This is a genomic window from Microvirga sp. BSC39, assembly GCF_000739015.1.
Taxonomy (GTDB): domain Bacteria; phylum Pseudomonadota; class Alphaproteobacteria; order Rhizobiales; family Beijerinckiaceae; genus Microvirga.
The window spans coordinates 118,281-141,917 of sequence record NZ_JPUG01000073.1 but is presented as its reverse complement, the minus strand read 5'-3'; the positions used below and the strand labels follow the sequence as shown (position 1 = coordinate 141,917).

The following is a 23,637-nucleotide window of genomic DNA, read 5'->3' as shown; positions in this document are numbered from 1 at the left end:
TTCGTTTGGTCGGCCGCTCTACAGATCCACCCAGGCTGCCTTGCGCTGCGAGGAGCGCACCGCCGCTTCGATGAAGCGGACGCCCCTGACGCCTTGGTCGACCGTGGGGACCTGAAGCGAGAAGGGACTGGGCTCGCGCTTCTCGATACGCGCCGTAATCTGCTCGGCCACATCCGTGTAAAGCTGGGCGAAGCCCTCGAGATAGCCTTCCGGATGTCCGCCCGGAATGCGCGACGCGGCGCGGGAGGCCTCGTCGGCCCCATAGCCGTTGCGGCGGATGGTGCGGGGCGGCTCGCCCAAGGGCGAGAAGGTGAGGTAGTTCGGGTTCTCCTGGTGCCACTCGAGTCCCGCTTTCTCGCCATAGACGCGGATCCTGAGACCGTTCTCGAGGCCGGCCGCCACCTGGCTGCACCAGAGCATGCCTTTCGCGCCCGACGCAAAGCGCAGCATCATGTGCGCATTGTCGTCGAGCCTGCGGCCTTCCACGAAGGTGTGAAGCTCCGCGGAGAGGGACGCGACCTCGTCGCCGACGATGAACTCGGCGAGGTTGAAGGCATGCGTGCCGATGTCGCCCACGGCGCCGGCAGGGCCTGAGCGCGCCGGGTCCGTGCGCCATTCGGCCTGCTTGCTGCCGGTCTCCTCCATACGGGTGGCAAGCCAGTCCTGCGCGTATTCCACCTGCACGACGCGAATGGCGCCCAGCTCTCCCGCCTGAATCATGGCGCGGGCCTGCCGCACAAGCGGGTAGCCGGTGTAGTTGTGCGTCACCGCGAAGATGAGGCCTGACTCATGGGCGAGCTTGGCGAGCTGATCGGCCTCGCGCCGCGTCGTCGTGAGAGGCTTGTCGCAGATCACATGAATGCCGGCCTTCAGGAAGGCACGGGCGGCGGCGGCGTGCGCGTGGTTCGGCGTGACGATGGCAACCGCATCGATGCCGTCCTTCAGCCGCCGCTCCCGCCGGGCCATCTCGTTGAAGTCGCCATAGATCCGGTCGGGCTTCAGGAGGAGGTCCTCGCCGGAGGCCTTTGCGCGCTCCGGATCGGACGAAAGGGCGCCCGCCACCAGCTCCCAGCGGTCGTCGATGCGGGCGGCGATGCGGTGCACCGCGCCGATGAAGGCGCCGCGCCCGCCTCCGACCATGCCGAGGCGCAAGCGGCGGTTCAGCTTCTGATCCGGAGATCCTGCAATCGTCATGTCCGGCCCCCTTGTTGCTTATGCCGCGCCGATGCCGAGCATCCGGCGGTTCGCCGCCTCGTCCGTTCCGCCGGACGCGAAGTCGTCGAAGGCCTTCTCCGTCACGCGGATGATATGCGCCTTGATGAACTCGGCGCCTTCGCGCGCGCCGTCTTCGGGGTGCTTGAGGGCGCATTCCCATTCCAGCACGGCCCAGGAATCGTAGTCGTACTGCGCGAGCTTGGAGAAGATCGCGCCGAAATCCACCTGCCCGTCCCCGAGGGAGCGGAAGCGCCCCGCACGGTTGATCCAGCTCTCATAGCCGCCATAGACGCCGACGCGGCCGGACGGGTTGAACTCCGCATCCTTGGCATGGAACGCCTTGATGCGCTCGTGGTAGAGATCGATGAAGGCGATGTAGTCGAGCTGCTGCAGCAGGAAGTGGCTCGGATCGTAGTTGATGCAGGCGCGCGCATGTCCGCCCACCGCGTCGACGAAGCGCTCGAAGGTGGCGCCGTCGTGAATGTCCTCGCCGGGATGGATCTCGTAAGCCACGTCGCAGCCTGCATCCTCATAGGCATCGAGGATCGGCCGCCAGCGCCGGCCCAACTCCTCGAAAGCGGTCTCGACGAGGCCTGCGGGGCGTTGCGGCCAGGGATAGACGAAGGGCCAAGCGAGCGCGCCGGAGAACGACACGCTAACGTTCAGACCTAGGCGCTTCGAGGCTTTGGCCGCCATCAGCATCTGGCTGACGGCCCATTCCTGCCTGGCCTTCGGGTTGCCTCTGACTTCGGGCGCCGCGAATCCGTCGAAGGCCTCGTCGAAGGCCGGATGCACCGCCACGAGCTGGCCCTGCAGATGGGTGGAGAGCTCCGTGATCTCCAGGCCGTGCGAGCGCACGATGCCCTGCACCTCGTCGCAATAGGCCTCCGATTCTGCAGCCTTCTTGAGATCGAAGAGGCGTGCATCCCAGGTGGGAATCTGCACGCCCTTATAGCCAAGGGAGGCCGCCCAGCGGCAGATCGCGTCGAGCGAATTGAACGGAGCCTCGTCGCCTGCGAACTGGGCAAGGAAAAGGCCGGGGCCCTTCATGGTCTTCATGGGTGAACTCCCGAGGTGGCGTGAGAAAGGCGGGAAAACCGGCAAGGGAAAGCCGCACGAGTGTCGAACAGCTTGCCGTTGCCTCGTCCCTTCCCGGAGGAAGGGACGAGATCGTCACGCGCCTTAGAACGGCGAGTTCGGGAAGTAATGGTTCTTGGCGTTGTCCTTCGTGATCAGCTCGGCATTCAACGTGTAAGTGCCGCGCATCGGCGCATTGGTGTAGAACTGCGCTGCGGTCACGCCCATGGCGGTCGAGATCATCGACGGCGGATAGGACACGTTGGCCGGAACCATCTTGTCGCCGTCCATCACCTTCTTGACCATGTCCTTCATGCCGGCGCCGCCAAGGACGAACTTGATGTCCTCGCGCTTGGCCTGACGGATCGCCTCCATGACGCCGAGCGCCATGTCGTCGTCGGAGGCCCAGACCGCGTCGATCTTCGGGTGCTTGGCGAGGTAGTCCTGCATCACCTTGAACGCGTCGTCGCGGTTCCAGTTGGCGTACTGCTTGTCGATCACCTTCACGCCCGAGCCTTCGAGAGCCTTCTCAAAATTCGTCACGCGCTCCTCGTCGATCACCGTCGGGATGCCGCGGAAGACCACCACGTTGCCCTGCTTCAGGTTCTCGACGAAGTACTTGCCGGCCACGCGGCCGAATTCCGGATTATTGCCGGCCACATAGATGTCCTGGATCGACGGATCCTTGAGGCCGCGATCGACGATGGTCACGAAGGTTCCGCGCTTCTTGACCTCGCGCATGGGGTTCGTCAGCTCGTCGGAGTTGAAGGGCAGCACCACGAGGGCGTCCACCTTCTGCGACATCAGATCGTCGATGGCATTCGCCTGCGCGGCGCCGTCGGGTGAGGTCTTCACCACGACCTTGAGGCCCGGATAGCCCTTCTCGAGCTGCTTGGCCGTCTCCTGCGCGTGATAGACGACGCCGCCGGTCCAGCCGTGAGTGGCGGCCGGGATCGAGACGCCGATCGTCACGTTCTTCTGCTGGGCCATCGCGCCGGTGGCAACGCCGGCCATCAGGCCTGCCGCGACTGCGATTTTAAGTACCGTTGCTTTCATCTCATTCCTCCCTGGGGGGTTGGTTTGGGGCCTTTGTCCCTTGTCCGGCAGGCCCGCACCGGTTTCATCGCCCGCGGTGAACTGACCGCTGCACGAGCATGGCGATAATGATGATGGCACCCTGAACCGCGCCCACGAGAAACTCGGAGACGAAGTTCGACAGCACCATGATGTTGGCGACGAGTTCGAGGATCACCGCACCGACGACGGTGCCCCAGACCCGGCCGATGCCTCCCTTGAGGGCCGTGCCGCCGATGACCACGGCCGTGATGGCCTGCAGTTCCCACAGCAGACCCGTGGTCGGCGTGGCGGAGCCGAGACGCGGCACGTAGACCAGCACGGCGATGCCGACGCAGATGCCCTGGATGACGTAGGTGAGCGTGCGCACGCGCCAGATCGGCACGCCCGAATAGCGCGCCACATCCTCGTTGGAGCCGAGCGCCACCACATGGCGGCCGAAGGAGGTGCGGTAGAGGATCAGGGCGCCGATGGCGGCCACCACGAGAAAGGCAATGATCGGATACGGAATGCCGAAGATATTGCCGAAATAGACCGGGCGATAGAGTTCGCGCAGTTCGAAATTGCGCATGGTGATGGTGCCGCCGGCCGCCAGCCAGATGACCAGGGAGCGGAAGATGCCCATGGTGCCCAGTGTCACGATGAAGGGCTCGATTCGCCCGAAGGTGACGATGAGACCATTGGCCAGCCCGCAGGCGGCACCGAGCGCGATGGCAGCCAACAGTCCAATCGCCAGCGTGCCCACATCGCCCCCGCCCAGATTGTTCAGGGTCAGGATCATGACGCCGGCCGTGAGCGCCGCCATGGAACCCACGGAGAGATCGAGTCCGCCGCCGGCGATCACGAAGGTGGCGCCCACCGCGATGATGGCAATGAAGGCCGAGCGCGTCACCACGTTGAGCAGGTTCGAGGCGGTCAGGAAGTCGGGATTGATCAGCGCGCCCGCAATGATGAGCACGATCAGCGCGATGAAGGGCGAAAGAGCCCGCATGTCCATCTTGAACTTGCGCTTTTCGGCGCGGGTGGGAAGCACGGTTTCGGTCATGCGTGGCCAGCGGCGATTTCCGCCGCCCTTTCCTCGTGAACGCCTGTGGCGAGATAAACGATAGCGTCTTCCGACAGATCGGCTTGCGCAACTTCGCCGGCGACGCGTCCGTTGCGCATCACGACGACCCGGTGGCAGAGGCCGATCAGCTCCTGCATCTCGGACGAGATGACGACGACGGCCTTGCCCTCGGCGGCGAGCGACGCGATGAAGCGGTAGATCTGCTCCTTCGTGCCAATGTCAACGCCGCGCGTCGGCTCGTCGATGATGACGATGCGCGGCTCCAGCAGCATCATCTTGGCAAGCAGGAGCTTCTGCTGGTTGCCGCCGGAGAGCTGGCCTGCCAGCAGGTCGCGGCTCCGGGTGCGGATGTCGAAGTCCTTGATCGCCTGATCGAGCGCCTTCTCCTCGGCGCCCTTGTCGATGAACGATCCGCGGCCGAATTTGTCCAAAGCTGCGAGGGAGAGATTGATCCGTAGGTTCTGCTGCAGAAGCAGGCCCTTGCCCTTCCGATCCTCCGACAGATAGACGATGCCGGCCGCCATCGCCTCCCGCGCATCGCGAAAGTGGACGTTCCTGTCGTCGAGGGTGACGGTACCCTGGCCTGGGCGCAGGCCCACGATGCCTTCGAACAGCTCCGTGCGGCCCGCCCCGATGAGGCCGCCGAAGCCCAGGATCTCGCCGCGACGCAGCGTGAAGGAGGCGTTCTCCACATAGCCCGGCACGGCCATGTCGCGCACGGTCAGCACGACCTGGTCGGAGGCGGTCTCCGGCTTCTCGGGGTAAAGCTTGGACATGTCGCGGCCCACCATGAGGCGCGCCATTTCCAGGGGTTCGAGCCCTTCGATGTCGCGGGTGGCGATGTGGCGCCCGTCCCGCAGGACAGTGACTCGGTCGGCGACCGCCTTCACCTCGTTGAGGCGATGGGAGATGTAGAGCACCGCCACGCCCTGAGACCGAAGCTTCCGGATGATCTCGAACAGGCTCTCGGCCTCGATCGGCGTGAGCACCGCGGTCGGCTCGTCGAAGGCGACCACCGTGTGCGGCACGAGAAGCGCGCGGGCGATTTGGACCAGCTGCCGGTCCGCGATGGACAGGCGGCTGACCTCGCGGTCGGGATCGATGTTGGTGCCGAGCTCATGCAGGATGGCCCGCGTGCGCTCCCGCATGGACTTGTCGTCCACGAAGCCGAAGCGCCTGATCTCGCGGCCGAGGAACAGATTCTGCGCGACCGTCAGATCCGGAGCGAGGAGGATCTCCTGGTGCACCAGAACGATGCCGTGAGCCTCCGCATCCACAGGCCCTGAGAAGGTGATCGGCTGGCCGTTGAGGTGCAGACTTCCCTTCGTGGGCGGAAGATGTCCCGACAGGATGCGCATGAGGGTCGATTTGCCGGCCCCGTTCTCGCCGATGACCGCGAGGACCTCGCCAGGCCTCAGATCCAGCGAAATGCCGCTCAGGACCTCGATGGGTCCGAAGGATTTCGAGATGTTCTCTGCGCGAAGAACGGAATCCATCACCTGCTCCGGATGAGCAAAATCGCTCGCCTTCGATGGTGTGAAGGCGCTCATAAGACGTTTCTACCGGATGCGGATCAACTGGACGGCACGGGAGCGGGCATTCATGTCCTCCTGCTTGTCGATCAGCCCTCTGACGGGGCTCTTTTCGAAGTAGGGCTGTCGAACAGCTCGACAACAACCCTATGTAATCGATTACATGCAACTTTACCGAAATGGCGGCATCTGTCAAACAGAACCATAGTCGGGGGAGCGCCATGGACGATCTGGGACAGGCAGACAGGGCTGAGCCCGAGGATACGCGGGTTCGTGCCGCGCGGATCCAGGATGTCGCCCGGCTTGCCGATGTCTCGACCGCCACGGTGAGCCGAGCGCTCGCCACCCCGGAGCGGGTGTCCCCGGAAGCCCGCGCCAGGGTTCTGGAGGCAATCGCCAAGACCGGCTATGTGCCCAACCCTGCCGCCCGGTCCCTCCGGTCGCAGAAGACCTTCATGGTGCTGGTCGTTCTGCCGGACCTGTCGAACACCTTCTTTTCCAAGATCCTGCGCGGCATCGAGGAGACGCTCTTCGAGGCCGGCTACGGGATGATCATCAGCGATCTCGACGGCTCCCCTGAGAAGGAGGCGCATTTCGCGGCCTTCACGGCAGCGGGCCGGGTCGACGGCGCCATTCTGCTCAACGGCCACCTGTTCGGGCAGAGCCGGGAAGGGGAGGGACAGCCGGCCCGGATCGGGATTCCTCTCGTGGCCTTGTGCGAGGCGATCCCGGGTGCCGACATTCCGCAGATCGAGATCGACAACCGCGCCTCCGCCTCACGCATGACCCGGCATCTCGCCTCGCTCGGGCATCGGCGCATCGCCTATGTGAGCGGACCGGCGAACAACATCCTGGAGCGTGAGCGCTTCTTAGGCTTCAAGGATGGATTGGAGGCCGCAGGCCTGCCCTTCGATCCGGCGCTCGTGATCCCCGGCGACTACACGATCGAATCCGGGGTGGCGGCCGGCCAGGGCCTGGTCGCCCGAAACACCCGCCCGACGGCTGTCTTCTGCACCAGCGACGAGATGGCCATCGGGCTCATGCGCACCCTTCTCTCTGCCGGTTTGCGGGTGCCGCAGGACATCTCGGTTGCCGGGTTCGACGATATCGAATTCGCGGCCGTGGCCGAGCCGTCGCTGACCACGATTCATCAGCCACGCCGGGAACTCGGACAGGCGGCCGCGACGGTTCTCATCGATCTGCTGCAGGGGCGCCCGACTCCCAAGCAGATCCGGCTCGGGACGGAGCTTGTCATCCGGGACAGCGTTGCGCCGCCCGGTTAGTTCCCGAACATCGAAAACGCCCCGACGAACAGCACCAGCACGAGTGCGATGAAGCCCACATAGCCGGCAAGCGCTTTGCGCGAGTGCTGGTGGGCATAGCTGTCTTTCTCATTGCCGTTCTGCCAGCGGGCCGAGGATTCCTGATGACGGGCGATGTCGACCTGTTCCGGCGTCAGCGGGCTGCCGCCGGCTTCCTCGTCCGTCCCAAGGGGAGAGAGGCCAGGGTCGAACACCTCGTTCTTGTCCCCCGTGCGGCCGCTGTTGATGTCGCCCTTCAGCTGCGCCGTGGTCGAGCCCTCGTTCATGGGAGGGGCATCCATCGGCTTGATCGTGTGCGTCCGAGGAATGTCGGTGTGGTTGGGGTTGTCTGAACGGGTGGACATGAAAACTCTCCTGGGATCCGCTGATGGGGAAACCGCCGGAGGAGTGCGAGGTTCCTGTTCCGCCCCCGCTGTGCGGGCTGCGCGGTCAGGCCGGAACCTGTTGTGCAGGCAAGAAAAAAGGCCGTTGTTGCCAACGGCCCGAAGTTTAGGGAGGAAACGCCCTAGAAGGGCTGCAACGCAGCGACGCCAATCGCCGTGTTGCACTGCAATAACTAAAAGCTGCGCCGGCGGGTTTCAAGATTAAAAGGTCAGCATCGTTGCCCAATTTTTCACCTCTCTTGCCGGACTTGAGCTTCATGGAGGTCTGGACAGAAGAGCGCCGGCAGAGGCCAAATGGGCGGCATCGGAATGCATGAGGTCCAGGATGCCGAAGCTGAATGCCGTGCTCGAATCCGCTCTCTACGTCGACGATCTGTCCCGTGCCAGGGAGTTCTATGAGAGCAGCCTCGGTTTGCCGCTGCTACTGGCCAACCAGCGCATGTGTGCATTCGATGTCGGGGGCCGGAGCGTCCTCCTCGTCTTTCTCCGCGGCGGGTCGAGCGCGGACATGACGACGCCCGGCGGCACGATCCCCGGCCATGACGGAGACGGGCCTCTGCATATCGGCTTTGCGGTCGCGGCCGAGGAACTCCCCGCGTGGGAGCGGAGGCTGGAGGAGCGCGGGATTCCCATCGAGAGCCGGGTGACTTGGCCCCGGGGTGGTACGAGCGTTTATTTCCGGGATCCGGACGGGCACGTTCTCGAACTGGCGACGCCCGGGCTCTGGGCGACATATTGAGCGCCAAAGCCCGGGCAGGTCGGGATCAGGTGATGACGCTGGGCGCATCGCGCCCCGTGCGGGCTGCGATCTCCGCAACCTCGTTTGCCGCCTGCACCACGGGAGCCAGAACGTCGGCGGTCGGCAGATCGTGCCGGTCCGCGTTGGGCTCGAAGCGTTCCAGATAGACCCGCAGGGTCGCGCCCGAGGTGCCCGTGCCCGACAGGCGGAACACGGCGCGGGCGTCCTCCTCGAAGAGGATGCGGATGCCCTGCTTGGGCGTCACGGACTGATCCACGGGATCCGTGTAGGCAAAGTCGTCGCAGGACTGGACCGTGAGGCCGCCGAAGCGCTGCCCGGGAAGAGCCGGCAGCTTGTTGCGCAGGGCGTCCATGAGCTCGTTGGCAGGCGCAGTCTCGAGCTCCTCGTAGTCGTGGCGCGTATAGTAGTCGCGGCCGAACGCGGCCCAGTGCTCGCGCACGATCTGGTCCGCCGGCTTCTTCGTGACGGCCAGGATGTTGAGCCAGAGCAGCACGGCCCAGAGCCCGTCCTTCTCGCGGATGTGGTTGGAGCCCGTGCCCGCGCTCTCCTCGCCACAGAGGGTGATGAGCCCCGCATCGAGAAGATTGGCGAAGAATTTCCAGCCCGTGGGGGTCTCGAAGAAATTGATGCCGAGCTTTCTGGCCACCCGGTCGGCGGCGCGGCTCGTCGGCATGGAGCGCGCGACGCCCGCCAGGCCCTTGGCGTAGCCGGGCGCGAGATGCGCATGGCTCGCGAGGATCGCGAGGCTGTCGCTCGGTGTCACGAAGAGGCCCCGTGCCACGATCATGTTGCGGTCGCCGTCGCCGTCGGAGGCTGCGCCGAAATCGGGCGCGTCGGGGCCGAGCATCAGGTCCATGAGGTCATGGGCATGCACCGGGTTCGGATCGGGATGGTGGCCGCCGAAATCGGGCTTCGGCTCTCCGTTGACGACGGTGCCTTCCGGCGCGCCGAGACGGTTCTCAAGAATGGCCTTCGCGTAGGGGCCGGTGATGGCGCTCAGGGCATCGAAGCGCATGCGAAAGCCTGAGCGGAACAGAGCGGCGATCTTGTCGAAATCGATCAGCTGCTCCATCAGCTCCGCATAGTCGGCCACCGGATCGATGACCTCGACATTCATGTCGCCGACTTTGGTCGGGCCGATGCGGCTGAGATCGATGTCGGGAGCGTCGACGATCTTGTACGCGGTGATGGCGCCCGCCCGCTTGAACACGGATTCCGTGAAGGATTCCGGCGCCGGCCCGCCATGGGCCATGTTGAACTTGATGCCGAAGTCGCCGTCGGGGCCGCCCGGGTTATGACTAGCCGAGAGAACGAGCCCGCCGATGGCCTTGTGTTTGCGGATCACGCAGGAAGCCGCCGGCGTCGACAGGAGCCCCCGCTGCCCGACGAGGACGCGGCCGAAGCCATGGGCGGCCGCCATCCTGATGGCGGTCTGAACCACGACATCGTTGAAGTAGCGCCCGTCGCCGCCGATCACCAGGGTCGCACCTTCAGCCCCCTCGACATTGTCGAGGATCGACTGGATGAAGTTTTCCACATACCGGGGCTGCTGGAAGACGGTGACCTTCTTGCGCAGGCCCGATGTGCCGGGGCGCTGATCGGAAAACGGTGTCGTCGGGGTACGGGTCGTCACCATCGGGGCTGATCACTTCCTTAACATTGGCCCGTCATGGGCCGAATCTTGATACCTGCCCTGAAAGGGCGTGCGACCATTTTAGGGTTGCGGCCGCGACATGCCACTGTCGAGATGAAGGTAAGATGAAGAAGTACCTTTCTGCTTGCGCGTCCATTTCTCCGCTCAGGCCGAGGCTGGTCAACGGGGGTGTCGATAAAGGCACCATTGGCTTGCCCAAGCCATAAACTCAAAAGCAACAACGGCAAGCCGCGAAGTATAGGCTCATCATAACATATGTTATTGCTCGTAAAATATTGTACACGCTGCCTTTTCTACATGGAACCAAAGAAGCCGCCTGGAAATTGAACAACCCTTGAGTGCGTTCTGCACGCTCTTTCATCATTTAATCGGCAGCGGAGACGTGGACGGATTCCGTCCGTGGGTATCGCAGCGCGGTTTTTGTCTTCTGTTGTAAGGAGTTCCCAAGAATGGGCGATGATCGTCAAGCGCAGGCTGGCTCCAAAGAGTCTGTGAACCCGCTGTCGGATCCGTCGAACGAAGTTGATGCCCCAGGATCGCAAGAGGTGGCGGCGAGCCCCATGCGCGTGATCGAGCGCGGGGTCTATCGTGGGCCGCATCTCTACAGCCTCACCCCGATGATCCGGATCAAGCTCGATCTCGGTTCATTGGAGGAATGGCCATCCCATCGCCTGCCGAGTTTCACCGAGCGCCTTCTCGCCCTTTTGCCAGGGTTGCACGAGCATGGCTGCAGTTTCCATGAGCGCGGCGGCTTCGTCAGGCGTCTCGAGGAGGGGACTTGGCTCGGTCACGTGGCCGAGCATATTGCCCTCGAGCTTCAGACCCTCATCGGCTCGCGCGTCACCCGAGGCAAGACCCGGTCCGTGAAGGGAGAATGCGGCGTCTACAATGTGATGTATGCCTACCGGGAGGAGGATGTGGGCCTCGTGGCCGGGCGCTTGGCCCTCCAACTCGTGGATTCCCTGCTGCCCCCGGAGCTTCAGGGTATCAAGGGGCTCGACCGCGTCTACAAGGACGAGGATGAACCCGCCTTCCAAGGTGCCTTCGACCTTGCCGCTGCCCTCAAGGCCCTTCGCTATGTGCATCGCCGCACGGCGCTCGGCCCGACAACCATGTCGCTTGTGCAGGAGGCCGAGCGGCGCGGCATCCCGGTCCTGCGTCTCGACGATCAGAGTCTCGTGCAACTGGGCACCGGACGCTATCAGAAGCGCATCCGCGCCAGCATCACGAGCATGACCTCGTCGATCGCAACGGATGCGGCCGGCGACAAGGATCTGACGAAAACCCTTCTTGCCGATGCAGGTCTGCCGGTTCCTCGTGGTGAGGTCGTCCGCAGCGCCGACGATGCGGTGCGCGCAGCCGAGCGGATCGGCTACCCGGTCGTGGTCAAACCCCTCGACGGCAATCACGGGCGTGGCGTCAGCATCGACCTTTCCACGACGGAGGAGGTCACCCGTGCCTTCGGGGAGGCTGTGAACCACGGCCGGCGGGTTATCGTCGAGAGTTATTTCAAAGGCCGGGACCATCGCATCCTCGTGGTCAATGGAGAAGTCGTGGCTGTGGCGGAGCGCGTGCCGGCTCATGTCATTGGCGATGGGGAGCGCAGCATCGCAGCCCTGGTCGATGAGGTGAACAGGGATCCGCGTCGCGGCGAAGGCCATGAGAACGTCATGACCCGGATCAAGATCAACGATCACGCCCTCGGGATTCTGGCGAAGGCCGGACTCGACCCGGACAGCGTGCCGGCTCTCGGGCAAGTGATCCACCTGTCCGACACGGCGAACCTCTCGACCGGAGGGACTGCCATTGACCGCACGGACGATATCCATCCCGACAATGCCCTGATCGCCCGCCGCGCTGCACGTGCGATCGGCCTCGATGTGGCCGGAATCGACTTCATCGCACCGGATATCACCCGCTCGGTTCATGAAACCGGCGGCGGCATCATCGAGGTCAATGCCGCGCCGGGCTTTCGCATGCACCTGCAGCCCTCGGAGGGACGTGCCCGCAACGTGGCGCGACCCGTCATCGACATGCTGTTCCCACGCGGGACACCGACGCGTATTCCGATCCTCGCCATCACAGGCACCAACGGCAAATCCACAACCTCGCGAATGGTAGGTCATATCCTGCGCGCCAACGGACTATGCGTGGGCCTGACCTCGACGACGGGCATCTACATGAATGGCCGCCGAGTGGTGGATGCGGACGCGTCCGGCCCCTGGAGCGCCCGCGTGGTTCTCAAGGACCCGACGGTGGACGTGGCGGTTCTGGAAACCGCCCGCGGCGGCATCCTGCGCGAGGGGATGGGCTTCACCGACTGTGACGTTGGTCTCGTCACCAACATTCAGCCGGATCATCTCGGGCTCAAGGGAATCGACACCATCGAGGATCTGGCCTGGGTCAAGTCTGTGGTCGTGGAAGCCGTGCATCGCAACGGCACCAGCATCCTCAATGCAGACGATCCGATGTGCGTGAGCATGCGCCGCCGCGCCGGGGGACGCATCTGTTATTTCTCCCTCCGCGGAGGCGCCGACATGCCTGATTTCCTGCGCGAGCACATCGAGGATGGCGGCTTCGCGGTCGTTCGCGAACCGAGTGCCGCTGACGGCGGCGAAATCGTGATCCACGATGACGGTGACAGCATTCACCTGATGCGGGCTGCAGAGATCCCGGCCACGCTCGACGGATTGGCCGAGTTCAACGTGCAGAACGCCTTGGGGGCGGCCGCCATGGCGTATGCCCAGGGCGTGCCGGTCAACGTCATCCGCATGGCCCTGTCGACCTTCACCACATCCTTCGAGCAGAGCCCCGGGCGCCTCAACGTGTTCGATGGTCACGGCTTCCGGGTCATCCTGGACTATGCCCACAATCCGGCGGGACTGCAGGCCCTGGGCGATCTGATCCTCAAGATGCGCTCCCGCCATCGCCGCGTCATCGGAATGATCAATATCCCGGGCGATCGCCGCGATGAAGACATGCGGGAGATGGGAGCACTCGCGACCCGCTACTTCGACGACATCATCTTCCGGGAGGATCCGGCCCGACGGGGTCGGAGGCCTGGTGAGATCGTCGCATTGCTGGCCGAAGGTGCGCTGGCAGCAGGCTGTTCCGAGGAGCGGATCTGCCGCATCCTGGACGAGGACGAGGCTGCCGACCTCTGCCTGCGAAGGGCACAGCCCGGCGATCTCGTGGTGCTCACGCCCACCGATGTGGAGGCCATGTGGCGGCAGGTGCTCGACTTCCGGGCTGCTCCGTCGACTTCCTTCGAGGTGGAGGTTCATCGGGCGGAAGAGCCAGCCAAGGAGTGGCGCCGTACCGCTTGAGCGGGATCAAAGGAACTTCAATGTTGCCCGTCCCTTGTCTGGGGCGGGTTGCTGCTGAAAGGGAGACCTGTCGCCATCATGCAGGAACGCACGAGGAAGAGATCTAGGGGGCCACTGATCATCATCGGTGGGGGTGAGGACAAGGAAGGTGAGCGCACCATCCTGCGTGAGGTCGCCAGGCATGTGAACGGCGGCAAGCTCGTCCTCGCGACCGTCGCCTCCCATGAGCCTGAGGGTTATTTCGAGGCCTATCAGAAAGCCTTCGCCGATCTCGGCGTGACGGATCTCGTGGAGATCTACGTGAAGGACAGGGCCGAGACCCTCGATCCCGAAAAACTCCGGCTCTTCGACGGAGCGGCCGGCGTGTTCTTTTCGGGCGGCGACCAGTTGCGCATCTCGAGTCAGATCGGCGATACGCCCATCGAGCAGCGGGTGCGCGAGATCCATGATCGCGGAGGGCTGCTGGCGGGGACATCGGCCGGTGCATCCGTGATGAGCGAGACCATGCTGGTCAAAGGGACCAGCGGGGAATCCTACAAGATCGGCGACCTGCACATGGCGCCGGGCCTTGGCCTCGTGCGCAATGTCATCATCGACCAGCATTTCGCGGAACGCGGCCGGTTCGGACGCCTGTTCGGAGCCGTGGCGCACAACCCGCGCGAACTTGGAATCGGTATCGACGAGGACACCGCTCTGGTCCTTGAGAACGAGCAGTTCCAGGTGATCGGTAGCGGCTGCGTCTATGTGGTCGATGGGGCCGGCGTGACTCATTCCAACATCGCGGAGGCCGAGCCGGAACGCTCCCTCTGCATGTACGACATCCGCATGCATGTGCTGAGTTCGGGTGACGCCTTCGACCTGGCGAAGCGTCGTCCTGCGGAGGTGCCGGATCTGCAGAAGAGCCATGCCATCGAAGCGCAGGCGGCGAGCTGATCAGCTCGCCGCGAAATCGCCGGTCATTTTTCCAAGCCGTCGTATCTTGAGATTGAGCATCAAGATCATGCGGTCTCGGCTAGGGATTGTTGCCCCCGTGATCCTGCTTCGGCGCCTTGCCCGTTCGTGCCGGGTCGGTGCCCTGCGGCGCATCCTCTGCCGGCTTCACCTCATCGGGGTTCGAGACAGCCTGATTGACGGGCTCCCGTGCGGGCTCGTCCTGTGGGGGCGGACCTGCAACCGCCGACCCGCCCATGTAGGACGGCGGATCGCTGGCCGGGAACGAGTATTCCGAGCCGGCATCGACCAGATCATCCTCTTCCTTCTTCGCGCCCATATTTCATCTCCCGTCCTGTGAATGCTCAGCTCCTCACAGAGGAATGCCTGGGATCTCTGCATGTTCAGGCGTGGCGTTAAATAATCTAGGTGATGCCGGCAGTGGCCGTGCAGCCTCTTGCGTGGTGTGGCTCTGGTCGCCGCGAGCACTCTCCCTATGTCCAGCCATGCACCGAACCGCAACAGCACGATCCTGGGAGAACGCCATGAGACAGACCCGCCGCAGCCTTCTCGCGACGATGGCCGCAACTTCAGCAGCCTCGGTCCTCTCGCCATGGCGGGCTCTCGCCCAGTCCGGCTATCCGGCGAGGCCGGTCCGGGTCACCGTCCCTTATGCGGCCGGCGGCGGAACGGATTTCTTCGCGCGGCTCGTCTTTGGCGCTATGGGGGAGCAACTGGGGCAGCAGTTCGTGATCGAGAACAAACCGGGCGCCGGCACCAATATTGGGGCCGAGGCCGTCGCCCGGGCGGAGTCCGACGGCTACTCGCTGCTCTTAGGGGATTCGGCCACCTTCGCGACGAACCGCTCCCTCTATCGCAAGCTCTCCTTCGATCCGTACAAGGATTTCAGCCCGATTTCGCTAACGGGCCGCTTCGCGCTCGTGCTGCTCGTCAACACGAACAAGCTGCCGGTGAACTCCATTCAGGAACTTGTCGCCGAGGCGAAGAAGACGCCCGGACGGATCACCTATGCGACCCCTGGCCTGGGCAGCCCGTTCCACCTGGCGACGGAACTTCTTTCGCAGGGTGCCGGCATCAAGCTCACCCATGTGCCGTATCGGGGCGCCGCTCCTGCCGTGCAGGATCTGGTGGCGGGACAGGTGGACATGATGTTCATCGATTTCGCGACTGCCCGCTCCCAGCTCTCCGGTCCCATCAAGGCCATCGCTGTGGCATCTCCGAAGGAGTTCGCCGGCCTGCCGGGCGTGCCGCCCGTCGCGGCCGATTTCCCGGGCTTCGAGGCCTGGGCCTGGCAGGGCTTCGTCGGCCCGGCACGCCTGCCGCCCGAGATCATCGCCAAGCTCAACGAGACATACCGGCAGGTCGTCGCCAAGCAGGACATCCGCGACAAGCTGACCGGCGCCGGGATCGACGTGCTCCAGAGCTCGCCTGCCGAGATGGCCGCCTACATGCAGGAAGAAGGCGCCAAATGGGAGACGGTGATCAGGACGGCCAACATCACCCTGGAGTGACGCGAGGTACCGTTTCGGGACCGCCTCAGTTGCGGTCCCAGCGATACATGCGCTGCTCGCCCTCGGTACAGCTCACGGACGGCTCGGCCTGGACCTTCTGGATCATCGGGCTTGCCGGCAGGGCCGCGATCTCGCGGATGATCTTGGTCCGGATGGCATCGGCGAAGTGCTGGCGGTCCCGTACCGGCACGATGAACGATCCTTCTCCGCCGATGACGCAGTTCTTGTAGTAGAGGTCGAGATGCTCCATGTCGCCGAAGCCGCTCGGACGCTTGAGCATGATGGGAAGCCCGTTGATGGTGATGCCCTTGGCAATGGCCTCGTCCCGTGCCGCGACGACGCCTCGTCCGCTGCTGTTGGGCCCGTCCCCGGAGATGTCGATGACCTTGCGCATCGGCTCGACGCCGGTCTGCTCCAGGAGCTTCACGCTGAAATCGATGGCGCCGGAGATCGAGGTTCTCCGGATACGGCCGATGGGGTTGCTGCTCAGGCCATCGGCGAATTTCAGCGCCCCTTCGGGGCTCTCGATGATCGTCCAGGGCACGATGACGTTCTGATACTCCACGCCCGACCATTCCACATAGGTGACGATGATCCGGCCCACCATGCCGTTGCGAATGGCCTCATGCACCTGCGGGGAGCGGAAGGCCTCCATGAAACCCTGACGCTGGAGTTCCTGCTCATCGGGATCCATGGAGCGCGAGACGTCCACGGCCAGCACCAGCGCGACATCGACCTCGGTTTCCGCCCGGGCATCGGGTGGGCACAGCCACAGGCCCGATAGGGCGGCCGCGAGAGCGCCAAGAAGCCTTCGATTCATCTCCGCCTCCGTTTGCCAGACGCAAGAAGCTGGCAGAAAACCTCCGGCAGGCAAGGTTCGACACCCGTCAATTTAACGTGAATTCCATGTGAAACATCTGTGCTTGCACTCAGCCTGCTGCAAAAGCTGGAACCTCACGCAAGACGGGCTTTTCCTCCGGGTCTGATGCTTTATATGGGCGGCATCAAGGTTCGAGCCGCCGTGGATGGCGGTGCTCACAAGGAATTCCCGCACATGTCGTCTACGCTCGATCGCTGGTCACCTTATGCCTTGGCCGCCTTGAGGATCGTCACGGCGCTGCTCTTCATGGAGCATGGAACGCAGAAGCTCTTCGGCTTCCCGGCGCCTCCTGAAAGCGGCACGCCGCCCCTCTTGTCGCTCTTCGGCATCGGAGCCATCCTGGAATTCGTCGGCGGCCTGCTGATCCTGGTGGGGCTGTTCACCAGACCCGTTGCCTTCGTGCTCGCCGGCGAAATGGCCGTCGCCTATTGGATGTTCCATGCTCCCCGGAGTTTCTATCCCGTTCTGAACGGCGGGGATGCATCCATCCTGTTCTGCTTCGTCTTCCTGCTGCTCGTGTTCACCGGTCCAGGTGCCTTGAACATCGATGCGGCAAGGCGGCCTGCCGGGCCGCGCCATTCCTGGGAGCGTTGATCCGTTCCTACTCCGGAAGAGTTGGGTAACATAACCGACGGCTGCGACTCCGAAGTGGAACGGCTGCCGTTAACCCTATAAATTTCAGGGGACGGCGCATGACTTTTGCGCGGGATAAGCGTTAAGAGCACAGCAGGTTCGTTGCGTAGGAGTCTGAACATGGCCGAGATCATCGCCTTCAAGGATCTCAAGAGGATCGCCGACAGGTGCGAGGTGCTAGGCCTCTTCGAACCCAAGCGTCCTTCGAAATCCAGATCCCGCTCCGAGAGCAGGAGCTTCGATTTTCCGAGTTCCCGCCCCTTCATCTCCGGCAACCTTACGGATCTGTTCGAGCAAGCCAATGCGGTGGCCATGCGCCACCATCACGGAGACCCCAAGGTATCGGCCGTCGTGGCCGAGAAATGCCTGGAGCTGATCCAGGCCTTGGAAGATCACGCACAGCCGGAATGAGGTTCCAAAGCTCGGAACCTGACGGGGCCGTCAGGGATCTGCTTTCCGAGCAAACAGAACATCGCCTGTCTGTTTTATTTCCTTTACGGAACTGGGTCCTCGACAAGAACCGTTAACTGTAGATCTCAAAGCATGCGGCCGGACGAATTCTTTCGTTGATTTTTGATGCCGATCATAGAAATGATCATCGCTACCATACCCCTTGTGGCAGGTTGAGTTCGCGCCCGAGACCATGCGCCGCTCAAAGGCATGATGCCCCTCTGCCAGGCCGGTGAGAATCCGGCAGGTTCGTTCCCAAAATTCATTCGCCCGAGGTCGAGCGTTCGGCACACCGCCGTTCGGTCGAAGTCCGGAGGCGTTCCGGTGCGGCCATGTTGAGTATCTTTCTGTCGTCCGACCGCGCAGAACGGCCCTTTATCCGCGGCGTTCTGTTGCCTGTCGTCCTGGTTGCCTTCGCGACGTTGGCGATGGGCGCGGGGGCGATCCTGTGGGCCGTCAACAGGAGCAACGACATCTCCGCCGAACGTCAGCTCCGGACGACGGAGGCGAGCATTCGCGCCGCCGTTCAGGAGCTTGCCCAGCAGCAGGAAATGGTCGCCATCTGGGATGACGCCGTGGTGGAGCTCAACAAGCGCCCACTGGATCTCAAATGGGTCGATGCGAATTTCGGCGTCTGGCTCAACAAGACGTTCGGACAGGACGAAATCTACATCCTCGATGAGCGCAACGAGCCGCTCGTTGCGACCGTCGGGTCCAGCCGCGTGGCTGCTGAGGAATACGAGCGGATCAGGGCGAGCGTCAGCGATCTGATTGCAGGGATAAGGGGAGCTCCGGAGTCTCTGCACCGGGCTCACGTCGAGGACCTTGCGACGGCATCCTACCTGAAGACCGGCCAGGCTGTTCACGACGCTCATCTGCTCGAGCTTAATGGCCGGCCGGCGGCCGTCAGTGTGATGAAGATCATCCCCGAGTCCGAGGACGTTCCCTATCCTCACGGAAGAGAATTTCTTCTGCTCAGCATCCGTTTCCTGGATGGAAGCTTCATCACACATTTGTCCGAGCAGAACCTGATCGACGGTCTGCGCTTCTCGAGCACCGACACCCCCCAGCTGGGTGAGGTCTCTGTGCCGGTGAAATCGGATGTCGGCCACCGCATCGGCTACTTCATCTGGAACCCGGAGCTGCCGGGGGATCGTGTCCTCAGATCGATCGGCCCGGTCATGGCCGCTGCTGCCGCCATGATCCTTCTGCTGCTCGGTGCTCTGGTCCGTCGGCTGAGGCACTCCACGAAGACCCTGGAGAGAACGGTTCTCGAGCTGAAAGCGAGTGAGGCGCAGGCCCACCATCTCGCGTTCCATGATGTGCTGACAGGTCTGCCCAATCGCGCTCTGTTCGCAGACCGGCTCGACCACGCTATCGCTCAGATGAAGAATGGCGAGCAGGTTGCCGTCATGATGCTCGACCTGGATCGCTTCAAGCATGTGAACGACACCCTCGGTCACCATGCCGGTGACAGTCTCATTCAGGAGTTCGCAGCCCGTCTGTCGAAGCTCGTAGATGGCGAAGTCACCATCACCCGATTGGGCGGAGACGAATTCGCCGTCGTACAGACCTCCGAGGCCGGAAGCGATGCGCCGCAGGTCTTGTGCGAGCGTATTCTTGCGGCATCCACGCAGCCCTATGATGTCATCGGCAATCAGGTCTTCGTCGGCGTCAGCATCGGGCTCGTGCTGGCTCCAGAGGCGGGCCTGGACCGCATCGAACTCCTGCGCAAGGCCGACATCGCGCTTTACCGCGCCAAAGGAGAGGGGCGGAACTGCTACCGCCTCTTCACGCCGGAGATGGACGAAACCATCAACGTCTCCAGAGTCATCGAAGAAGATCTCCGTGCGGCACTTGCAACAGGGGAGGGGCTCGAGGTTGCCTATCAGCCGCAGATCTCTCAAGGCGGCACCGTTGTCGGCGTGGAGGCCCTTGCCCGTTGGCATCATCCGACACGCGGATACATCCAGCCCAGCCAGTTCATCCCTGTGGCCGAGCAGACCGGCCTGATCGTTCCGCTCGGGGAATGGATCCTGCGCCAAGCCTGCATGGCCTCCCGGCGCTGGCCCGATCTCTTCGTCTCCGTCAATCTATCCCCTGTTCAATTCCGGTTGGGTGACTTCGCCAGCCGACTCATCGCCATTGTCCGGGAATGTGGCGGGCATCCTCAGCGCATCGAACTCGAAGTCACGGAAGGGGTCCTCCTTGAGGAGGATGGGAGGACGACCGATGCGCTTCGGAAGCTGCGGGAAGCGGGTTTCCGTATTGCCCTGGATGACTTCGGTACCGGCTATTCGAGCTTGGGTTACCTCCATCGGTTCGAAGTCGACAAGATCAAGATCGACCGGTCGTTCACCCAAAGCCTAGGACAGGGCGGCAAAGCCGCCACCGTCATCAAAGCCATCGTGGCCCTCGGCCATGCCATGTCGATTACCGTGACGGCCGAAGGCGTTGAGACAGAGACACAGCGTAATTTTCTCGATACCGCAGGCTGCAACGAGATGCAGGGCTTTCTGTTCTCCAAGGCCGTATCGGAAGAGCAGATCGTGCGACTGCTCAGTCGATCGTCATCAAATCGGGCGGTGCATTATGCGAATACTTTCCCAGCCCGGAGTATAGGATAAGCTTATGGGACAGAGTATGGCCAAGCTTCACTTATTCTCGGCGACGGTAGTTTGAGATGCTATCACAAAACCATTATAGCACGACGGACTACCTCTTTGGTGACGTTCAGGAAGAGGAACTAAATCTTCTAGCCATCGTTATCGCCACGCCTGATCTAATCGGATCAGCTCCCCGGACATGGTTCCCGCCTCTTTTGTTCTAGCCTGCGTATTTCGGATAGGCGACGCCATGATCCTTGACTTCGATGAACACCACCAAGGGGCTAGAGCCAGCATGGGCCATAACGTCGTCTACAAAGAGCAGATCCTGCCCATTGCTCAGGATCCTTTTCAGAACGTCACGACGGTTCTCATCTGCCAGAACATCCTTCTCCGAACCGGTATCAGTCATATCCTTTCGGGCACCCGCTTCGACCTCACGGGGGAAGCCGGAGACCTGTCGACCCTGTCCGCGTTTCCGGAAGGGGTCCCGGTGCTCTTCCTCATCTGCGACGGGCGCTCCCCTTCCGAGTATTCCCAGACGGTCAAGGAATTGAAGGAGCAGCACCCTCATGCTCGGGTGGTGGTCCTTGCCGACAGCATGGCGCCGCAAGAGATCGTTCAAATCTGTAAAGAGGGTCTGGACGGGTTCTGCACGACCACGATGGCTCGCCATGCCATCATCAAGGCTTTGGAACTCGTCATGCTGGGTGAAACCTTCATTCCAGGATCGGTCGGTCTGGACCTGCTCGAACAAATCAGCGGCAGCCAAGCCGGCGGTATGGGCCGGACGGTTTCCCTTATGCCTGCCAACGATCCGGCTCTGCTCCTGAACAAGCTGTCGGAGCGCGAAGCGCAGATTTTGCGCTGCCTGACTCAGGGGGCCTCGAACAAGCTGATCGCCCGCGAACTCGGAGTGGCGGAAGCCACCGTCAAGGTCCACATCAAGGCGATCTTGCGAAAGGTGAAGGCGGTGAACAGGACCCAGGCAGCCATGTGGGCCGCCGGCCACTTCGCCTCGGCACAGGAGAGCGGATCCCTCATTCCGGGCGAGTAGGGAGAGCTTGGGGTTCCCGTAAGGGACCAGCCTCCCAGAAGCACCGTATCATCGGGAGTAGGGCACGCGGGGAAGCCCCGCGTGCCCTACCTCTTTCGAGGTAGCCCAAGTGGCGAGTTGCGGATCAGTCGACACCAGCGCTAAGCCTGACAGCACCCTGATGGTGCGCCGGATAAAAATTCCAGTGATAGCGTACTGACGCCCCAGGCTTGAACTGACAACAAACACCTAAATAATGCGGTGGGGCAAACATGGATTACCAAGTGGAATTGGTGGCTCGGGCGTTCTTTGAGGCCGAGCACGAGGACTTCCTGTGGGACAGCGAAGCGGAATTGGTTAGGGAAGAATTCCGCGAATATGCCCGCAATGCTATCAGTCTCCTTGATGAAGACATCAGCGTTCTCCTGCTGGCGCTTCAGCGTGCCACGGCAGAGGAGCATCCTGAGCGGTCCAGGGCCGCAGCCTGAAAATTTGCATTCTGATCACGCGGCTTGAGATCCCTGACCACGGACAGGCGTCTCGAGCCGCCGCCGCTTCAACGCGTCCAGGCACGGGAGTGCCGGTGATCAATGGGCGTCCGGTGGCAGATCTGCAATCCGCTTGATCTCATAGACAACCAGCATCAGAACAACCGACATGATCACGAGCCCGAGCGCGCTCGTGAAAACGCTCGCGCTGACGCCTGAACCAGCAGAGACGATTGCCAGCAGGATCAGGAAGGGCAGCCCAAGGGCAATGGCGAGAACGGCGAGAAAAGACCGTGGCATAGGATAGACGCCCTTTATTTTTGAGAAACAGATTTTAAGGAATTCAATAGCCTTCGAATCGTGGAGAAAGTGAGATTGCGCCTCGGCTCGGCCTCTCTCAAGACTCCCTCGTGAATGTGACCCGAAAGAGTTGCCTAGTTAGAAATCCCAGCGCTGCGCCTTCGCGACGAGGAAGTCGCGAAAGACCTGAACGCGGGCGACGGAGCGCAGCTCCTCCGGGTAGACCAGGTAGCTGTCGAGGACCGGCATCTGCACGTCGCGGAGAACCTGCTTCACGCGAGGGTTGCCGCTCATGGCGTAATCCGGCGCCATGCCGATGCCGGCTCCGTTCTCGATAGCCGTGCGGAGAGCAAGGCTGTCATTCACCACAAGGCGACTGGGACGCGGATCCTTGGGATCGCGTCCCATGCTGGTCAGCCGGTGCAGGTCCAGGATGAAAGCCGGCTGGTCGCCCCCCAGGCAGAGCAGGGAGTGGTTGTCGAGATCCTCGATCCGCTCAGGCTCTCCGGAGCGTTCGAGATACGAATGGGCCGCATAGGCGTGATACTGGATCGTGAAGAGGCGGCGCTGGATCAGGTCCGGCTGTGCCGGCCGACGCAGCCGGATGGCGATGTCGGCTTCGCGCATGGCGAGATCCAGCTCTCCGCTCGTCAGGATCAGCTGAACGCGCACATCGGGATACAGATCGAGAAACTCCTTGATGCGCCGCGCGAGCCAGATCCCCCCGATGCCGACCGTCGCGGTGACCCTCAGGTCGCCGGCCGGCCGTTCGCTGGTCTCCGTGAGGCGTTGACGGGTCTCGTCCAGGCGCAGGCGGATGTCCTGGGCGGCACGGAACAGCACCTCTCCATGCTCGGTCAGGATGAGGCCCCGGGGATGACGATGAAAGAGAGGAACCTTCAGGTCGTGCTCGAGGGCGCTGATCTGGCGGCTCACTGATGACTGGTTGACCCCGAGCTTCTCGCCGGCGCGGGTGAAGTTCCCGGCGTCGACCACCTCGTAGAACAATCTGATTTTGTCCCAGTCCAAGACAGATCCTCAAAACGGAAGCGCGTTCACCGTGTCCGATGTCAGATGGGAAGGCGGCGCGCGCAGCAGGTCAAGTGCTTCGCTTCCAAAATACGATCCGTTCCTGCGCCTCACGAAGGATTATTCCAGATCGGCAGTGCCCGCCACAGGAAAGGCGATCGCGCCCTCTCCAAATAAAGGCGACGGTGTCCGTTGGTGAGCGGTTCATGCTGCCATGGTATTTCATGAGGTCCGGGTAATAGAAGGACGCATATTCCGTTAACTTTACCCAAGGGTAGTTCGAGCCAAGCGAAGGCATTCATTGACTTCCCCGGCCGTATTGCGGAAATTCAACCTAGCGATAC

General features: G+C 62.9%; 21 protein-coding genes. 10 read left to right on the top strand and 11 right to left on the bottom strand.

Annotated features, from left to right (window positions below):
• Positions 1 to 18: 18 nt before the first annotated feature.
• The 5 genes from MA07_RS20140 to MA07_RS20120 form a co-directional block, all read right to left on the bottom strand.
• Positions 19 to 1,194, bottom strand: a complete 1,176-nt coding sequence (locus MA07_RS20140) for a Gfo/Idh/MocA family oxidoreductase (RefSeq protein ID WP_036355794.1) — start codon at positions 1,192 to 1,194, stop codon at positions 19 to 21.
• A gap of 18 nt (positions 1,195 to 1,212) precedes the next feature.
• Positions 1,213 to 2,274, bottom strand: a complete 1,062-nt coding sequence (locus tag MA07_RS20135) for a sugar phosphate isomerase/epimerase (RefSeq protein ID WP_036355791.1) — start codon at positions 2,272 to 2,274, stop codon at positions 1,213 to 1,215.
• A gap of 123 nt (positions 2,275 to 2,397) precedes the next feature.
• Positions 2,398 to 3,348: a substrate-binding domain-containing protein gene (locus tag MA07_RS20130; RefSeq protein ID WP_036355788.1), complete on the bottom strand. Its 951-nt coding sequence runs from the start codon at positions 3,346 to 3,348 to the stop codon at positions 2,398 to 2,400.
• A gap of 64 nt (positions 3,349 to 3,412) precedes the next feature.
• Positions 3,413 to 4,411: an ABC transporter permease gene (locus tag MA07_RS20125; RefSeq protein WP_036355786.1), complete on the bottom strand. Its 999-nt coding sequence runs from the start codon at positions 4,409 to 4,411 to the stop codon at positions 3,413 to 3,415.
• Positions 4,408 to 5,928, bottom strand: a complete 1,521-nt coding sequence (locus MA07_RS20120; RefSeq protein ID WP_036356002.1) for a sugar ABC transporter ATP-binding protein — start codon at positions 5,926 to 5,928, stop codon at positions 4,408 to 4,410. The genes MA07_RS20125 and MA07_RS20120 overlap by 4 nt, the downstream gene beginning before the upstream one ends.
• A gap of 257 nt (positions 5,929 to 6,185) precedes the next feature.
• Here MA07_RS20120 and MA07_RS20115 point away from each other — a divergent pair, with 257 nt between their 5' ends.
• Complete coding sequence (locus tag MA07_RS20115) at positions 6,186 to 7,247, top strand: LacI family DNA-binding transcriptional regulator (protein WP_052003360.1); 1,062 nt, start codon at positions 6,186 to 6,188, stop codon at positions 7,245 to 7,247.
• Here MA07_RS20115 and MA07_RS20110 read toward each other — a convergent pair.
• Positions 7,244 to 7,630 carry a hypothetical protein gene (locus tag MA07_RS20110; RefSeq protein ID WP_036355783.1) on the bottom strand — a complete coding sequence of 129 codons (387 nt, stop codon included), beginning with the start codon at positions 7,628 to 7,630 and terminating at the stop codon, positions 7,244 to 7,246. The two genes, MA07_RS20115 and MA07_RS20110, sit on opposite strands and share 4 nt — an antisense overlap.
• Positions 7,631 to 7,994: 364 nt before the next feature.
• Between MA07_RS20110 and MA07_RS20105 the strand changes: the two genes are divergently transcribed.
• Positions 7,995 to 8,408: a VOC family protein gene (locus MA07_RS20105; RefSeq protein ID WP_036355781.1), complete on the top strand. Its 414-nt coding sequence runs from the start codon at positions 7,995 to 7,997 to the stop codon at positions 8,406 to 8,408.
• 25 nt (positions 8,409 to 8,433) lie between these two features.
• On the opposite strand, the gene MA07_RS20100 is transcribed toward MA07_RS20105, so the two are convergent.
• Complete coding sequence (locus MA07_RS20100; protein ID WP_036355778.1) at positions 8,434 to 10,065, bottom strand: alpha-D-glucose phosphate-specific phosphoglucomutase; 1,632 nt, start codon at positions 10,063 to 10,065, stop codon at positions 8,434 to 8,436.
• Between the two features lie 467 nt (positions 10,066 to 10,532).
• Here MA07_RS20100 and cphA point away from each other — a divergent pair, with 467 nt between their 5' ends.
• Together cphA and MA07_RS20090 are read left to right on the top strand one after the other, a co-directional pair.
• Positions 10,533 to 13,409 carry a cyanophycin synthetase gene (gene cphA / locus MA07_RS20095; protein ID WP_244445306.1) on the top strand — a complete coding sequence of 959 codons (2,877 nt, stop codon included), beginning with the start codon at positions 10,533 to 10,535 and terminating at the stop codon, positions 13,407 to 13,409.
• Between the two features lie 78 nt (positions 13,410 to 13,487).
• Entirely contained in the window at positions 13,488 to 14,342 is an 855-nt protein-coding gene (locus tag MA07_RS20090) for a cyanophycinase (RefSeq protein ID WP_036355776.1), read from the top strand.
• 79 nt (positions 14,343 to 14,421) lie between these two features.
• Here MA07_RS20090 and MA07_RS20085 read toward each other — a convergent pair whose 3' ends face one another.
• Positions 14,422 to 14,679, bottom strand: coding sequence for a hypothetical protein (locus MA07_RS20085; RefSeq protein ID WP_036355773.1), 258 nt, complete (start codon positions 14,677 to 14,679; stop codon positions 14,422 to 14,424).
• Positions 14,680 to 14,884: 205 nt separating this feature from the next.
• Between MA07_RS20085 and MA07_RS20080 the strand changes: the two genes are divergently transcribed.
• The gene (locus tag MA07_RS20080) at positions 14,885 to 15,871 is read left to right on the top strand and encodes a tripartite tricarboxylate transporter substrate binding protein (protein WP_036355769.1); all 987 of its coding nucleotides are present in this window, start codon (positions 14,885 to 14,887) and stop codon (positions 15,869 to 15,871) included.
• A gap of 25 nt (positions 15,872 to 15,896) precedes the next feature.
• Here MA07_RS20080 and MA07_RS20075 read toward each other — a convergent pair whose 3' ends face one another.
• On the bottom strand, positions 15,897 to 16,691 hold the full coding sequence (locus MA07_RS20075; protein ID WP_036355765.1) for a DUF1194 domain-containing protein: 795 nt from the start codon (positions 16,689 to 16,691) through the stop codon (positions 15,897 to 15,899).
• Positions 16,692 to 16,925: 234 nt separating this feature from the next.
• Between MA07_RS20075 and MA07_RS20070 the strand changes: the two genes are divergently transcribed.
• The 5 genes from MA07_RS20070 (at position 16,926) to MA07_RS20050 (ending at position 21,964) form a co-directional block, all read left to right on the top strand.
• Positions 16,926 to 17,345 carry a DoxX family protein gene (locus MA07_RS20070; protein WP_036355994.1) on the top strand — a complete coding sequence of 140 codons (420 nt, stop codon included), beginning with the start codon at positions 16,926 to 16,928 and terminating at the stop codon, positions 17,343 to 17,345.
• 159 nt (positions 17,346 to 17,504) lie between these two features.
• The gene (locus tag MA07_RS20065; protein ID WP_036355761.1) at positions 17,505 to 17,795 is read left to right on the top strand and encodes a hypothetical protein; all 291 of its coding nucleotides are present in this window, start codon (positions 17,505 to 17,507) and stop codon (positions 17,793 to 17,795) included.
• 371 nt (positions 17,796 to 18,166) lie between these two features.
• Positions 18,167 to 20,461 (top strand): EAL domain-containing protein, encoded by a 2,295-nt coding sequence (locus tag MA07_RS20060; protein ID WP_052003359.1) that lies wholly within the window; start codon positions 18,167 to 18,169, stop codon positions 20,459 to 20,461.
• Positions 20,462 to 20,735: 274 nt separating this feature from the next.
• Positions 20,736 to 21,497, top strand: coding sequence for a response regulator transcription factor (locus MA07_RS30970; RefSeq protein WP_036355758.1), 762 nt, complete (start codon positions 20,736 to 20,738; stop codon positions 21,495 to 21,497).
• A 251-nt stretch (positions 21,498 to 21,748) separates the two neighbouring features.
• Positions 21,749 to 21,964 (top strand): hypothetical protein, encoded by a 216-nt coding sequence (locus MA07_RS20050; protein ID WP_036355756.1) that lies wholly within the window; start codon positions 21,749 to 21,751, stop codon positions 21,962 to 21,964.
• A 99-nt stretch (positions 21,965 to 22,063) separates the two neighbouring features.
• On the opposite strand, the gene MA07_RS20045 is transcribed toward MA07_RS20050, so the two are convergent.
• Entirely contained in the window at positions 22,064 to 22,264 is a 201-nt protein-coding gene (locus MA07_RS20045) for a hypothetical protein (RefSeq protein ID WP_036355753.1), read from the bottom strand.
• Positions 22,265 to 22,402: 138 nt separating this feature from the next.
• Entirely contained in the window at positions 22,403 to 23,293 is an 891-nt protein-coding gene (locus MA07_RS20040; RefSeq protein ID WP_036355752.1) for a LysR family transcriptional regulator, read from the bottom strand.
• Positions 23,294 to 23,637: the final 344 nt, after the last annotated feature.

What these genes read in the sequence shown, in the direction of transcription:
- MA07_RS20110 (WP_036355783.1), bottom strand. Translation starts at nt 7,630, where the DNA reads ATGTCCACCCGTTCAGACAACCCCAACCACACCGACATTCCTCGGACG.
- MA07_RS20070 (WP_036355994.1), top strand. Translation starts at nt 16,926, where the DNA reads ATGTCGTCTACGCTCGATCGCTGGTCACCTTATGCCTTGGCCGCCTTG.
- MA07_RS20130 (WP_036355788.1), bottom strand. Translation starts at nt 3,348, where the DNA reads ATGAAAGCAACGGTACTTAAAATCGCAGTCGCGGCAGGCCTGATGGCC.
- MA07_RS20135 (WP_036355791.1), bottom strand. Translation starts at nt 2,274, where the DNA reads ATGAAGACCATGAAGGGCCCCGGCCTTTTCCTTGCCCAGTTCGCAGGC.
- MA07_RS20090 (WP_036355776.1), top strand. Translation starts at nt 13,488, where the DNA reads ATGCAGGAACGCACGAGGAAGAGATCTAGGGGGCCACTGATCATCATC.
- MA07_RS20065 (WP_036355761.1), top strand. Translation starts at nt 17,505, where the DNA reads ATGGCCGAGATCATCGCCTTCAAGGATCTCAAGAGGATCGCCGACAGG.
- MA07_RS20120 (WP_036356002.1), bottom strand. Translation starts at nt 5,928, where the DNA reads ATGGATTCCGTTCTTCGCGCAGAGAACATCTCGAAATCCTTCGGACCC.
- MA07_RS20085 (WP_036355773.1), bottom strand. Translation starts at nt 14,679, where the DNA reads ATGGGCGCGAAGAAGGAAGAGGATGATCTGGTCGATGCCGGCTCGGAA.
- MA07_RS20080 (WP_036355769.1), top strand. Translation starts at nt 14,885, where the DNA reads ATGAGACAGACCCGCCGCAGCCTTCTCGCGACGATGGCCGCAACTTCA.
- MA07_RS20140 (WP_036355794.1), bottom strand. Translation starts at nt 1,194, where the DNA reads ATGACGATTGCAGGATCTCCGGATCAGAAGCTGAACCGCCGCTTGCGC.
- MA07_RS20050 (WP_036355756.1), top strand. Translation starts at nt 21,749, where the DNA reads ATGGATTACCAAGTGGAATTGGTGGCTCGGGCGTTCTTTGAGGCCGAG.
- MA07_RS20100 (WP_036355778.1), bottom strand. Translation starts at nt 10,065, where the DNA reads ATGGTGACGACCCGTACCCCGACGACACCGTTTTCCGATCAGCGCCCC.
- MA07_RS20045 (WP_036355753.1), bottom strand. Translation starts at nt 22,264, where the DNA reads ATGCCACGGTCTTTTCTCGCCGTTCTCGCCATTGCCCTTGGGCTGCCC.
- MA07_RS20115 (WP_052003360.1), top strand. Translation starts at nt 6,186, where the DNA reads ATGGACGATCTGGGACAGGCAGACAGGGCTGAGCCCGAGGATACGCGG.
- MA07_RS20105 (WP_036355781.1), top strand. Translation starts at nt 7,995, where the DNA reads ATGCCGAAGCTGAATGCCGTGCTCGAATCCGCTCTCTACGTCGACGAT.
- MA07_RS20060 (WP_052003359.1), top strand. Translation starts at nt 18,167, where the DNA reads ATGTTGAGTATCTTTCTGTCGTCCGACCGCGCAGAACGGCCCTTTATC.
- MA07_RS20075 (WP_036355765.1), bottom strand. Translation starts at nt 16,691, where the DNA reads ATGAATCGAAGGCTTCTTGGCGCTCTCGCGGCCGCCCTATCGGGCCTG.
- MA07_RS30970 (WP_036355758.1), top strand. Translation starts at nt 20,736, where the DNA reads ATGGGCCATAACGTCGTCTACAAAGAGCAGATCCTGCCCATTGCTCAG.
- MA07_RS20125 (WP_036355786.1), bottom strand. Translation starts at nt 4,411, where the DNA reads ATGACCGAAACCGTGCTTCCCACCCGCGCCGAAAAGCGCAAGTTCAAG.
- cphA (WP_244445306.1), top strand. Translation starts at nt 10,533, where the DNA reads ATGGGCGATGATCGTCAAGCGCAGGCTGGCTCCAAAGAGTCTGTGAAC.